Origin of the sequence: Streptomyces sp. NPDC016459, assembly GCF_040632845.1 — a bacterium.
Taxonomy (GTDB): domain Bacteria; phylum Actinomycetota; class Actinomycetes; order Streptomycetales; family Streptomycetaceae; genus Streptomyces.
On sequence record NZ_JBEYCR010000003.1, the window covers coordinates 26,481 to 39,415 of the forward strand.

10 protein-coding genes and 2 pseudogenes are annotated in these 12,935 nt (G+C 73.3%); 3 read left to right on the forward strand and 9 right to left on the reverse strand.

From position 1 onward, the window contains the following. Positions 1 to 130: 130 nt before the first annotated feature. Positions 131 to 808 (forward strand): methyltransferase domain-containing protein, encoded by a 678-nt coding sequence (locus ABZ567_RS10270; protein WP_360786601.1) that lies wholly within the window; start codon positions 131 to 133, stop codon positions 806 to 808. A 28-nt stretch (positions 809 to 836) separates the two neighbouring features. Here the strand turns inward: ABZ567_RS10270 and ABZ567_RS10275 are convergent, their stop codons facing one another. After that, positions 837 to 2,042 (reverse strand): amidohydrolase, encoded by a 1,206-nt coding sequence (locus ABZ567_RS10275; protein ID WP_360786603.1) that lies wholly within the window; start codon positions 2,040 to 2,042, stop codon positions 837 to 839. Positions 2,043 to 2,169: 127 nt separating this feature from the next. Here ABZ567_RS10275 and ABZ567_RS10280 point away from each other — a divergent pair, with 127 nt between their 5' ends. Then, entirely contained in the window at positions 2,170 to 2,640 is a 471-nt protein-coding gene (locus ABZ567_RS10280; RefSeq protein ID WP_360786605.1) for an SPW repeat protein, read from the forward strand. A 129-nt stretch (positions 2,641 to 2,769) separates the two neighbouring features. On the opposite strand, the gene ABZ567_RS10285 is transcribed toward ABZ567_RS10280, so the two are convergent. The 7 genes and pseudogenes from ABZ567_RS10285 to ABZ567_RS10315 form a co-directional block, all read right to left on the reverse strand. After that, entirely contained in the window at positions 2,770 to 4,977 is a 2,208-nt protein-coding gene (locus ABZ567_RS10285) for an alpha/beta fold hydrolase (RefSeq protein WP_360786607.1), read from the reverse strand. Continuing rightward, complete coding sequence (locus ABZ567_RS10290) at positions 4,950 to 6,734, reverse strand: N-acetylglutaminylglutamine amidotransferase (protein ID WP_360786611.1); 1,785 nt, start codon at positions 6,732 to 6,734, stop codon at positions 4,950 to 4,952. The genes ABZ567_RS10285 and ABZ567_RS10290 overlap by 28 nt, the downstream gene beginning before the upstream one ends. Positions 6,735 to 6,921: 187 nt before the next feature. Further along, positions 6,922 to 8,100 carry a glutamate--cysteine ligase gene (locus ABZ567_RS10295; protein ID WP_360786614.1) on the reverse strand — a complete coding sequence of 393 codons (1,179 nt, stop codon included), beginning with the start codon at positions 8,098 to 8,100 and terminating at the stop codon, positions 6,922 to 6,924. Between the two features lie 270 nt (positions 8,101 to 8,370). Further along, positions 8,371 to 9,063: a phosphodiesterase gene (locus tag ABZ567_RS10300; RefSeq protein WP_360786615.1), complete on the reverse strand. Its 693-nt coding sequence runs from the start codon at positions 9,061 to 9,063 to the stop codon at positions 8,371 to 8,373. A gap of 4 nt (positions 9,064 to 9,067) precedes the next feature. Then, positions 9,068 to 9,526 carry an SRPBCC family protein gene (locus tag ABZ567_RS10305; RefSeq protein ID WP_360786617.1) on the reverse strand — a complete coding sequence of 153 codons (459 nt, stop codon included), beginning with the start codon at positions 9,524 to 9,526 and terminating at the stop codon, positions 9,068 to 9,070. Beyond that, the gene (locus ABZ567_RS10310) at positions 9,505 to 10,461 is read right to left on the reverse strand and encodes an SDR family oxidoreductase (RefSeq protein WP_360786619.1); all 957 of its coding nucleotides are present in this window, start codon (positions 10,459 to 10,461) and stop codon (positions 9,505 to 9,507) included. The genes ABZ567_RS10305 and ABZ567_RS10310 overlap by 22 nt, the downstream gene beginning before the upstream one ends. Positions 10,462 to 11,355: 894 nt before the next feature. Further along, positions 11,356 to 11,538 (reverse strand): annotated as a pseudogene (locus ABZ567_RS10315) (hypothetical protein); the annotation flags it as partial. Here ABZ567_RS10315 and ABZ567_RS10320 point away from each other — a divergent pair. Beyond that, a pseudogene (locus tag ABZ567_RS10320) lies at positions 11,537 to 11,848 on the forward strand (oxidoreductase); the annotation flags it as partial. The pseudogenes ABZ567_RS10315 and ABZ567_RS10320 overlap by 2 nt on opposite strands. On the opposite strand, the gene ABZ567_RS10325 reads toward ABZ567_RS10320, so the two are convergent. Continuing rightward, positions 11,826 to 12,932: a magnesium and cobalt transport protein CorA gene (locus ABZ567_RS10325; protein WP_360786621.1), complete on the reverse strand. Its 1,107-nt coding sequence runs from the start codon at positions 12,930 to 12,932 to the stop codon at positions 11,826 to 11,828. The pseudogene ABZ567_RS10320 and the gene ABZ567_RS10325 overlap by 23 nt on opposite strands. Positions 12,933 to 12,935 lie beyond the last annotated feature (3 nt).

Genomic DNA, 12,935 nt, shown 5'->3' on the forward strand with positions numbered 1-12,935 from the left:
ACTCATCGCCGCCCTCGCCGCTTCGACAGCCTCCCGGCCGGGCCGTTCGCGTTGCCGGAAGGCTTCGGATGGGTAGGCCCGCCCCTGGTGCGCACCCCACGTGCGCACCCCACGACGGAGGGGAACGCCCATGGACCACGACGGTACGAAGGCGCGGCCGGTGTCGGCGGCGGAGCTGTTCGACGACCTGGGGATCGCCTACGAGCGCGCCTTCGTCCGGCTGCCGGCCCAGCTGGCGGCGATCGACTGGCTCACCGCACGGCTGGACGCGGGAGCCAGGGTCCTCGACGTCGGGAGCGGCACCGGACGCCCGGCGGCCGACCTCCTGGTACGTGCCGGCTGCGACGTGACCGGCATCGACGTGTCCGGTGGGATGGTCGCCCTCGCGAGCGCCCAGGTGCCCGGGGCCCGGTTCGAGCAGTGCGACGTGCGCGCCTTCGACGCGCCGGAGGGCGGCTTCGACGCGGTCTGCGCGTTCTTCCCGCTGCTGATGATGAGCCGGGCGGAGGCGGCCGCCGCCCTGAAGCGGATGGCCGGCTGGCTGGCGCCGGGCGGCTTCCTGGTGACGGCGACCGTCCCCGCCGACGTGGAGGACGTCGAGATCGTCTGGATGGGGCGCCCCGTCAGGGTCTCCAGCTTCTCGACGGAGGAGTACCTGCGCCTCCAGCGGGAGGACTGCGGCCTCGACGTGCTCCACCACGAGGTGTCGGCCTTCACCCCGGACGGCGACCGCGCGGCCCCGGAGAACCACCTCTTCACCTACGCCCGCCGCACGGCCGCCGGGAAGGACGCGGTCCCGGAAGCCTGAACCTCCTCCGTGAGGACCGGGCGGGCTGTCACCGGCCCGCCGCGGCCTTCGCCCGCAGACGTGCCCAGGCCCGCTCCGAGACCTCAGGACGCAACAGGACGTCGACCGCCGTGCACGCCAGCGCCTCCGCCGCGGCCGTCATCACCTGTCGTGCCAGGGGACCCGCCGCCGCCTCCGCGAACTCCGGTGTGTGGTCGGAGCCGTCCGGCCCCATGACGGCGACCCACGGATGGATCGCGGGTACGCGGGTGCTGACGTTCCCGATGTCGGACGACCCCAGGTACACGCCCGCCGTGGGCTCCGACAGCGGGATGCCCGCCCGGTCGAGGTGGCCGGCGAACAGGGCCGACAGCACCTCGTTGTCACGGAAGTGCTCGTACCGCCCGCCCACGTCGCCCACCTCCACCCGGGTACGGGTCGCCGACGCCACCCCCCGGGCGCACGAGCGCAGCTCCTCCACCAGCGCCTCCAGCGCGGACGTGGTCCCGCCCCGCAGGCCGAACAGGCCCTCCGCGTACGCGGGGACGATGTTCGTGGCCCGGCCGCCGTCCGTCACGATGCCCTGGACGTGGGAACCCGGGGGGAGCCGTCGGTCCAGCACACCGAGGGTGTTGAAGAACTGGATCAGCGCCCCCAGCGCGTCGATCCCCTCCGTGGGGCTGCCCGTCGGGTGCGCGGCCCGGCCGTGGAACCCGACCCGCAGCTGAGCACTGGCCGTCAACGGCGCCCACGCCCAGTCATGGACCCCGGGATGGAACATGAGCGCCGCGTCCACTTCCCGGAACACCCCCGCGCCCACCAACGCCACCTTGCCGCCGCCCCGTTCCTCCGCGGGTGTCCCGACGGCCAGCAGCGCCCCCTCGATCCCGCCGAGCGCGGCGCGTACGGCGAGCGCCGCACCGAGGCCCGCCGACGCGATGAGGTTGTGGCCGCAGGCGTGTCCGAGACGGGGCAGCGCGTCGTACTCCATCAGCAGGGCCACGACGGGCCCGCCCCGGGTCCCGGCCGCCGACCCCGTACGGGCGACGAAGGCGGTCGGCAGGCCGGCCACCCCGCGTTCCACCTCGAAGCCCTCCCGTTCGAGTTCCCCCGCCAGCAGGCGGGCCGCGCGGTGCTCCTCGTACGCGGTCTCCGGTTCGCGGTGCAGGGCGAGGCTCACCTCCCAGAGGCGCTCCGCGCGGGCGTCGACCTCCTGCCGGACGCGGGCATACAGGGACTCGGGGATCCGGGACACGACGGGGCCTCCTCGGACGAAGGGGTCCGCGGGCGGAAAACCGGCCGAAAGCCGATGGGTTTTTACCAATGTGTCGCCATTATGGGGGTATGGGCAGTGAGGCAACACCTTCACTACGGAGGCCATCATGGCGTCAACACACCGTGCCCCCATCGAGGAGCACCCCGACCTCATGGAACTGCGCGCACGGCACGACCGCGCCGCTGCAACGCCACGAGCGCAGATGATCGAGGCACTCGCCCTGATCACCGGCCTCTATCTGGCGGCGTCCCCCTGGATCGCGGGCTTCAACGGCTTCACCACGCTCGCGGTGACCAACCTCATCGCCGGCATCGCCTACATGCTCCTCCTCGGAGGCCTCGGCAACTCCTACGAGCGCACGCACTCCATGGCCTGGGCTGCCGCCGCCATCGGCATCTGGACCTGCGTCGCCCCCTGGGTCGTCGCCGGCGACGTCGCCCACACCCGCTCCATCACGAGCAACCTCATCACCGGCGTCATCGCCACGCTCCTGGCCCTCGCGGCCGCCTCTGCCGCGCGCGACCACGACACCCGGCGTTCCGACACCGGCCGATCCGCCCGGGGCTCCATGACCTAGGACCTCTCGTTCGACCGGCTGCCTCAGCCGATGCCGCTGCCCGCGCCGCCAGGAAGATCCCTCCTGGCGGCGCGGTGCCGCGTGGCTGAGGGGCTCCACCGCCGGGGTCCGGGTGCCGGACCCCGCGCGTCACGCGGTGAGCCACCGCTGGAGCCAGTCCGCCGCCGTGCGGCGGAACAGCCGTCGGCTCTCTGCGCGCCGGAAGTCGTGGCCCTCCTCGTGGAGCAGGAGGAGTTCCGCCTCCAGGCCGCGTTCCCGGGCCGCGTGGACGATCTGCTCGGACTCGCTCGGCGGGACGTTGGTGTCGTGTTCACCGTGCACCGCGAGCAGCGGTACGCGCAGGGCGTCGACGCGGCTCATCGGCGACAACGACTGCAGCAGCGCCCGGTCCCGGTCGGGATGACCGTACTTGTGGGCGGCCGAGTCCGCGAGCCACGGCTCGGTGCCGGCGAAGAAGGTCGCGAAGTCCGACATGCCGCAGACCGTGACGCCGGTGCGGAACAGCTCCGGGTGCCAGACGAGGGAGGCGAGCGTCAGGTAGCCGCCGTACGAGTGCCCCATGACGGCCAGCCGCCGGGGATCGGCGAGCCCGGCCTCGATCACGTGGGCCGCGCAGGCGGCGACGTCCTCGATCGCGGCGAAGCGCCCCGTACCGAGGTCCGCGTCGCGGAACGAGCGGCCCCAGCCCGAGGAGCCCCGGACGTCGGGCGCGAAGACGTCGAGGCCCCGACCCAGCAGCTCGTGGTACAGCGGATCGAAGACGGGCCGTTCCTGCTCCTCCGGGCCGCCGTGCAGGTGCAGCACGCAGGGAGCGGGGTCGCCGGGAGGGCGGCCGGGGGCCCGGTGGTACCAGCCGCCGAGGAGCAGTCCGTCGCGGGCCGTCGGGCGCAGCGGCATCGGTCGGACCGGGGGCGGTCCCGGTGGGACGGTCTCGTGGTCACGGGCCGACCACGGCGTACGCCTCGGCGGCGCCGTCCCCGGCACGTGCCACACCCCGGGCCTGCGCCGCGAGCCGGAAAGAGCCACCAGCATCCCGTCGGGCCCGGCGGGCGTGACGCGGGTGACCACCTCGTGGTCCAGCTCGACGACCCGCGACCCGAGCGGCGCCGCCCCGGGCGTACCGCTCGGCGCCGCTGTCCGGGCTGGACCACCCGTACTGCTCACGGGCGCCGTCCCGCCCGCACCGCCCACGGGTCCCGCCCCGCCGGCACCGCGTACGGGCGCCGTCCCGCGCGTACCGTTCACGGGCCCCGTCCCGCCCACGCCGTTCGCCGCCGCCGTCCCGCTCGTACCGAGCGGCAGGGTCTCGAGTTCGCTCGTGCCCCGGTCGTTCCACGACAGCACGGCCCGCCCGCCGCTCTCCACGACGGCGAGCAGTTCCAGGTCGCTGGAGGGGCGCTGGGCGACCGTGTGGAGGTCCGTCGGGCGCCCTGCCTCGTCCAGGCGCAGGGCGAGCAGCGCGGCGAACTCCCGTTCGTGATCGCTGCGCAGCCATACCGTACGGGCGTCCGCGGAGAAGCGGCCGATCCACGGATCGCCGTCGGCGACGGACAGCACGCACAGGGGCGTCCGGTCGGAGACGCGGACCACCACCGCCTCGCGTCGGCCGCGCGGACCGCGGCGCAGCAGGGCAAGTCCGCCGTCCTGGCTGACGTCGCACACCCGGAGCGTCGCGGCCTCCCTCTCGTCCGCGAGCAGGACGGGAGCGGAGGTGCCGGCCGGATCGAGGAGATACGCGGCGAGCCGGTCGCGCACGGCAAGGCCGCCGTCCTCGGCGCCGGGCGCACCGGCGCCGAGGAGGGTGGCGGGCCCGTCGCGTCCCGTCCAGCCCGGGGGACGGCCGACCAGGGCGCGAAGGTCCGGCCCGTCGGTCACGGGCTCCGCGATCGTGACCGCCACGGCCGAGCCGTCCCGGGTCCAACAGCCCAGGTACGCCGAGGATCCCGGGTCCGCTCCGGCCAGGATCCTGCGGTCCGAGCCGTCGGGGCGGACGCAGAGCACCCGGGTGTGACCGCTGCCGCCGGGGGCGACGGTGTAGGCGATCCAGCGGCCGTCGGGCGACCAGGACGCCTCGGTGACGTGGTCCGGGCCGCCGTCGAGCAGCCGGACCTCCTCGCCGTCCACCGGTCCGGTCCAGAGCTGGGGTACGCCTCCGCGGTCGCAGACGAAGGCCACGCGCTCACCGCCGGGGTCCACCGTCGGGTACCAGCAGGCGTGCGCCGCCAGCCCTCTGGGGCCGTCCGGGGAACCCGCGTCGGCCAGCGGCTGCGTCCAGGGAGCCCCGGAAGCCCCGTAAGGGCTCTCCGCGGTCAGTCGATGCCGTGCGTCTGCAGCCATATCTCCAGCAACGCTACCTGCCACAGGGCGTTGGCCCCTCGGTTGGTGCGATGGTCGTCGGGCGCCTGCAGGAGCGAGGCGACGTACTCGTCCCGGAAGATCCCCCGTCGGCGTGCGGCGGGAGCGTTCAGTGCCTCCCGGACGCGTCCCAGGACGGGGGCGGCCATGTGGCGGATGGCGGGCACAGGGAAGTAGCCCTTCGGCCGGTCGACGATCTCCCTGGGCAGCACCGTGCGTCCGGCGTCCTTGAGGACGCCCTTGCCGCCCTGGGCGAGCTTCAGCTCGGGCGGGCAGGCGGCGGCCAATTCGACCAGCTCGTGGTCGAGGAACGGCACCCGGGCCTCCAGGCCCCAGTCCATCGTCATGTTGTCGACCCGCTTCACCGGGTCGTCGATCATCATGACGTGGGTCTCCGTGCGGAGCGCCGCGTCCAGAGCGGTCTCGGCACCGGGTTCGGCCATGTGCGTGTGGATGTACCGCCGCGACGGGTCGCCGTCGGCCAGCATGTGCGGCTGGAGGATCTTCGCCAGCTCGGAGTGCGGCCGGTCGGAGTACACGTCGGCGTACCGCTCGGGCTCGTCCTCGCGCGAGACCTCGGCGAGGGCCGGGTACCAGTGGTAGCCGCCGAACACCTCGTCGGCCCCCTGGCCGCTCTGCACGACGCTGACCTCCTTGGAGACCAGCTCCGACAGGAGGTGGAAGGCGACGACGTCGTGACTGGTCATGGGCTCGCTCATGGCGGCGACGGCCCCGTCGAGCGCGGTGGACACCCGGTCCGACGGCACCAGCAGCTGGTGGTGGTCGGTCTCGAAGTGCCGTGCGACCCGGTCGGAGTAGCGGAACTCGTCACCCTCCTCGTCGGCCTCCGACTCGAACCCCACGCTGAACGTGGCCAGGTCCCGCTGCCCCTGTTCGGCGAGCAGGGCGACGATCAGGCTGGAGTCCAGGCCACCGGACAGCAGCACGCCGACCGGGACGTCGGCCACCATCCGACGGCGTACGGCGGTGCGCAGCGCCGTGAGGACGGCGTCCCGCCACTCCTCCGAGTCCATGCCGGCGAACGCGCTCCGCCGCGTGTAGGAGGGCTGCCAGTAGCGGTGGTCCTGGTGCCGGCCGTCCGGCTCCACGACTCTGACGGTCGCCGGCGGAAGCTTGCGCACGCCGGCGAGCACGGTGCGCGGGGCGGGCACCGTCGACTGCCAGCTCATGTAGTGGTGCACGGCGACCGGGTCGAGCGAGGTGTCGACCTCGCCGCCCGCGAGAAGGGCCGGGAGCGTGGAGGCGAACCGCAGCCGACCCGGCCTCGCCGCCGTGTAGAGGGGCTTGATGCCCAGCCGGTCACGGGCGAGCACGAGGCGTCCGGTGGCGTGCTCGGCCACCGCCACGGCGAACATGCCGACGAGGTGCCGGACGAAGTCCGTGCCCCACTGCCGGTACGCCTTGATGACCACCTCGGTGTCCGACGTGGTGGCGAAGCGGTGGCCGAGGCCCCGCAGCTCCTCACGCAACTGCTTGTAGTTGTAGATGCAACCGTTGAAGACGCAGGTCAGTCCCGTCTCTTCATCGGTCATCGGCTGGGCCGCCCGCTCCGAGAGATCGATGATCTTCAGACGGCGATGGCCGAGGGCGATGGCGCCCCGGTGCCACAGACCGCGACCGTCGGGCCCCCGGGCCGCGAGCCGGTCGGTCATCCGCTCCACGGCGGCCAGGTCGGGCCGCCCGCCGTCGAAACGGATCTCTCCGCTCAGGCCGCACACGCCGGACCTCCAGTGAGCGGAGTGGACGCGAGGGACGAGTGGGCCGGTTTTCGCATGGTCTGCATCTCCTTGATCGGCTGTTCCGGGTGGGGCGTCCGGCCCGCTCTGTCATGCGGTCCCGGGTGGTCCGGGACCGTCTTGAGCGGTACGCGGATCCCGCGTCTTCTCGTCATCACGTTCTCCCGTCTCATGGGGTGGGTGCCGCCGTGCGGGCGTCACGTCGGGTACGGAGGTGCTCGTTGCGTCCACGGGCCCGGCCGCCGCGATCGGGCCGAAGCTCCCCCCTGGTCTCGGCCAGGATGTCGTCGACACCCGCGAGGAGGTCCTCCCGCGCCGCCTTCCGGCGCAGGCGATGGGCGGCGCTGCCACGGGCCAGGGCCGACTCCGCCAGGGAGCACACGGTCTCCCAGTCCCCGGACGCCTCGAGGGCGGGGCGGAACCGCCGCAGCATGCCGCGGACGACCACGGGGGCGGGTGCCGCGAGCCGCGTGGAGGGATCGACCAGGTCCCCTTCGAGGCCCGACCGGGCGGCCCGCCAGGTGGCCGCGCGCAGCCACTCGTGACGGCCGTCGCACCCGGCGCTTCCGTCGGCCCGGATCTTCTCGCAGGCGTCGGTCACGACCGCACGGAAGAGGGCGGCGATGAGCACCACCGTCTCGACGCGAGGGCAGGCGTCGCAGATGCGCAGTTCCAGGGTTCCTATGTGCGCCGAGGGGCGGACATCGTAATAGATCATGCCGGGGTCGCTGATGACGCCCGAGCGGACCAGTTCGTCCAGCGACCGGTCGTACTCCTCCGCACCGTCGAAGCACCCGGGCGGGCCCGATGTGGGCCAGCGCTGCCAGACCATCGTGCGCCAGCTCGCGTAGCCGGTGTCGGCGCCGAGCCAGAAGGGGGAACTCGCCGACAACGCCAGGAGCGGCGGCAGCCAGGGGCTGACGGCGCACATCGCGCGCACCGCGGTGTCCCGGTCGGGCACGTCCACGTGCACCTGCGCGCCACAGATCAGCTGCTCGTCCGCGAGCAGACGGTACTCGTCCGTCATGTGCAGGTAGCGGTCGTCGTCGGTCGGCGGCACGGTGCCGAGCCGGGTCAGGGGGGCGGTGCCCGCCGCCGCGATCGCCAGGCCCTGGGAGGACGCGGCACGATCGAGCCGTGCGCGGGAGGCTGTCAGGTCCGCGCCGAGGCCCTCCAGGGTGTCGTGCACCCCGCTGTTGGACTCGACGACCGACTGTTGCAGCTCCCGTGTGTACCCGTCGGCATGCCGTGCGAGCCTGCCGAGTACCGCGTCGGCGCGCGGGACGAGTTCCCCGCTCTCGACGTCGATCACGTGGAACTCTTCCTCGACCCCGATCCGGACGGTCACGGTGACTCCCCTCGACGGCTGGACATGGCCTCTGACCGGCCCCGTCGTGATCGAAGCCGTCGTTGTGCCCGTACGAATGCCCGCCTTGGTCACACGTATGCGCGACTGCTCAGGTGTGACATGCATCGCACGATTGAGCGGTTTGAGAAGCCGATCAGAGGGTCGTGCGGTCTTCACATGCCGTCGGTGCGGAGCGCGAGACGGTCACCCGGATGCAGCCCGAGGCCTCGCACCTCGACCGGGGACCGCCGCCGGGGACCGTCCGGGCACTCAGGAAGGGCGCGGCGCCGTTCGCCCCACCCGGGACCCCGCGTAGGCGGCGACGCGGACCGCGGCAAGGCGTTCACCGGGCCGGAAGTCCGGCAGGGAGTTCAGGTAGGGATCGAACGCGTACCGGCCCGGCGAGGCCTCCCGCAGCAGGCGGAGGCGTGCCAGTGGCCACCAGCCCCCGGCCGCCCCCAGGCCCAGGTCGAACTCCAGGGCCCTTGAGGCCGGCGCGGCTCCCACCACGACGGGGTCGGCCGGCACCCGCGCCGACCCCGGCACCGGGAACGCCGCCACCACGCCCCGCCCGTCGCCGACGACGTAGGACAGCAACGTGCTGTAGGGCCCGGCGGTGGCGGACGTCCGAGGCAGCGGCACGTGCCGGGTCACCCGACCGTGCCCGCTGCTGGTGAGCAGCAGCTCCAACGCGCGGCCCGGCCCGTCGACGTCCTCGATCCGCAGCGCGAGCCCCAGGCCGTCGGGGAACGGACGCGGCAGTCCCGCGGCCCGCGACCACCGTGCCGTCACCCCGTAGGTCCCGGGTCGGTCGAGCCACGGTACGCCCCAGCGGCGTTCGTGGTCCGGCACGACGAGACGTCCCTTCAGGACCACCCCGTGAGGGTGGAGTGCCGGCCGGACACCCCGGCGGCGGGCGAGGGCGCGCCCCGCGCGGAAGGCGACGTGTTCGAGCGCGTCCACGGGCTCAGATCCACGCGTGGTCGTCGGTTCCGGCCGACTCCTCGACGACGTCCGCGAGCCGTTTCAGCATGTCGCGGTGGCGGAGCTGGATCAGCGCGTCGAGTGCGGCGTTGTGCAGGAGGCCGCCGATACCCCGCAGCGGATGCTCGTCCACGATGACCAGGCTTTCCTCACCCCACGAGCGAACCTCGATCGCCACCCGAGCGGTCCCGACAGGGCCGCTGTCGACTTCCAGCTCCAGCTCCCGGGGCGCGTCCACCCGTCGTACGACGGTGGTCCCGGAGACCTGCCACGGCCCGATCCGGACGGTGTACTCCAGAGCCGAGTCCAGCTCGGGCCACGTGCCTCTGGCCTCGTGCGACTCGCTCGTACCCACCACCCAGTCCGCGTAGCGCGAAGCGTCGGCGAGCACGTGCCACACCTCGTGCGGTGCGGCGTGGATCAGTCGGTGTCGTACGGCCATTGCTCCTCCTGATTGCGGGTGTGGGTCCTGACCGGCGGTCCGGCGGGACGGGGGTGGTCGGCGGCCGTGCCACCGGGGCCGAGGAGCCCGGTCGGCGGCAGGGGGTCACCGCCATGAGCGGCGAGGACCTGCCGGGACCGGTAGGTGATGACCGGCGGCAGGCAGGCCCGTACAGCGTGGGCGCCCCGTAGCCACGGCGGGGCGTACACATGGGCGGACCGGCGTTCGACGCCTCGGACCATGGCGCGGACGAAGGGGGCGGTCGCGTGGGTGGCGGACGCCGGCCAGGGCATGTGGGTGCGCAGTATCCGAAAGGCGGCGGTCTCGTCGGCCGCCCGGATCATGGCGGTGTCGGCCCAGCTCAGATAGGCGATGCCGACGCCGACGTCCCGGTGGGCGACCTCGGCGCGCAGCGCGTGGGCGAACGCCTCCACCCCGGATTTGGAGGCGCAGTACGCCGTGAGCAGCGGCGCGGGCGCGAGGGCCGCGAGCGAGGCGACCTGGAGGTAGTAGCCGTGGGTGCGCAGCAGATCGGGCAGGAAGGCACGCGCGGTCAGGGCGCTGCCGACGAGGTTGACGTCGACCACCCGTCGCCAGGTCGCCGGGTCGCACTCCAGGAGGGGCCCACCGAGGGCGACACCGGCGTTCGCGACGACGACGGAGGGACGGCCCAGGATGTCCCGTACGGCTTCGGCGACGGTCGAGAGCGCGTCCGCGTCCGCCACGTCCACCGCCCAATGGGCCGCCGGGACGGGCAGGTCGGCCGCCAGGCGGCGGAGCCGCTCCTCCTCCAGGCCGAGGAGGGCCATCCGCGCGCCGCGCTCCGCCAGGGCGTGCGCCAAGCCCTCGCCGAGCCCCCGGGCGGCGCCCGTGACGACAGCGACGCGGCCCTCCAAGGGGCTCGGGTGCGTCACGTGTCCACGGCGGGTCCTCATGGCGGGCCCCTGCCCGGCCCGCTCCTTCGTACACACGTGAGGAAGGACCGTTCCCGACCGGAGGCGCGGGCGAGCCGGCCGCCGTCGGCCCCACCGCCCGCACCGCCCGGAGGACGTCCCGCGCCCGGGTCGGGGGCGTCGGATCAGGCGGTACGTGATGCGCCGTAAGGCTCAGATGACTGTACGGCCCTGGTACCTGCGAGGGGCTCTGCTACTCGTACGGCCCTGGTACCCGCGTGCGGCCTGCTCCCCCGTACGGCCCTGTCACCGAGGACGCTCCCCGGCGTCCCCGGCGTCCCCGGCGGCGGCAGCGGCGGCATCGGCCGCCCTCGCGACCGTCTATCCGGCGGCCATGTCGGGCCCCGGCCGGAGCGTCTCGTCGAGGTGGTAGCCGAGGAGTTGCAGCCCGCGGGCGATGGCGATGGCCTCGTTGCGGCGCTCGGTGACTTCCGCGGGTTCCTCGGTCATCCGCGCGGGGCCCGCGTCGGAGTCGGGGTCGGGCGGAGGAGGCGTGGCCGCGCTGACCGCGTCCCAGGCCTCGCGGGCGATGCGCTCCGCCGTCGCGTCGTCGATACGACGCTCACCACCCGCCGGGCCGCCGGCGCCGCGCGGAAGACGATCCCGTTCCGGACTGTCGGCGCCCTGCGGAGGATGATGCTCCCCTTCCGGAGGCGTGCGGCTCAGGTACGCCTCGATGGCGGAGCGAGCGGCGCGAACGTCGCCCGGCTCGACCGGGTCCCCTTCCGGTGCTGTCGTCATGGACGCACGGTACGTGTCGACGACCGGTGCCGGGGCGCCGCCACGCAGCGCCCGGCGACCGACGCCGCTGCCGGCGGGTCGGGCGACGTCCGAGGGGTGCCGACCGAGGAGTTCGGCGAGGCCGTGGCGTGTGGCGGCGACGAGGAGCGCGGCGAAGAGCAGCACCTTGCGTTCGACGGGTGTGGCGCCGAGAATCTGACGAACCATCATCGAGCCGGCGAAGGCGGGATCCGCCAGATGGGTGACGCTGCGGCTCCGCGTGAGGGCGTCCGGGCGGGCGATGCGCAGGGTGCGGCAGACGGCGGTGGCGAAGTCGTCCGGCAGGCAGGCCGTGACCCCGATCGTGGGATGCCTGACCGGCCGTGAGATCGCGACCACCAAGCTGGAGTACGTGGGCAACCACATCAGCCTCGGGCGGAGGGACGGGATCCTGCAGATGGTCGGCGACGAAGGGCGGGCCAAGTGGTCGTACGTGGGCGGCCGGAAGGCCGCGCGGATCAAGGCGGGCATCGTCTGGATGTCGCTGTGGGCCACCTGGCACCCCACCTTCGGCCTGCCCGGACGCAAGCACCGTCTGACGGCCGCGCAGCGGGATCTCTCGCTCCCTACAGCCAGTCCCGCCGCTTGAAAATCACGTACAGACTGACGCAGACCACGCCCATCAACCCGACTGCGAAGGGGTATCCGAAGCCCCAGCTCAACTCGGGCATGGAGTCGAAGTTCATGCCGTAGATCGTTCCCACCAGCGTGGGAGCGAAGAGGATGGCGGCCCAGGAGGAGATCTTCTTGATCTCCTCGTTCTGCTCGAAGCCCGCCTCCGCCAACGCCCTCATCTCCGCGTTCTGTTGTTGCGTGACCAGGGTCGCGTTGACCGTGAGGATCTCCGTGAGGGCCTGGCGGAAGCCGTCGACGCGTTCGCTGGTGTGGGTGACGTGGTCGGCGACGTCGCGGAGGTAGCGCTGGAGTTCCTCGTCCGTGCCGTACTTGGCGAAGCCGGCCATCAGGCCGTGGAGCATGCCGACGAGGGGACGGGTCGCGCGTTGGAACTCGACCATTTCCCGCGACAGTTCGTAGATGCGGCGGGAGACCGCCGGGTCGCCGCCGAAGACCTCCGTCTCGATCTCGTCGATGTCGTTCTGCACGCCCTCCACCACCGGGGCGTAGCCGTCGACCACCGCGTCGAGGATCGCGTACAGGACCGCTTCCGGGCCGAGGGCGAGGAGTTCCGGGTCCTCCTCCATGCGGCGGCGGACCGCCGAGAGGTCCGGGGCGGCGCCGTGGCGGACCGTGATCAGGAAGTCCCGGCCCACGAAGACGTGCAGTTCGCCGAAGTCGACCTCCTCCTGGGCGTCCAGGTAGCGGGCGGCCCGCAGGACGACGAAGAGGGTGTCGCCGTACCGCTCCAGCTTGGGACGCTGGTGGGCCTCCATCGCGTCCTCGACGGCGAGCTCGTGCAGGTCGAACTCGGCCGCGAGGGAGTGGAGTTCGTCTTCGGTCGGACCCTTGAGGCCGATCCACGCCATGCCGTCCGGGTGCTCGCGCAGCTGCCGGAAGGTCTCCGCGAGCGTCTCGGGGGAGGAGACCCGGTGGCCGTCCCGGTACAGGCCGGCCTGCACCACGCTCGACCCGGCCGCGGGCGGTTCCGGGGAGGTGGCCGCGGGCGGCTCTGCCGGGGTGCGGCGCCACGCCGCGCGGGGGCGGCGGTCGGACATCTC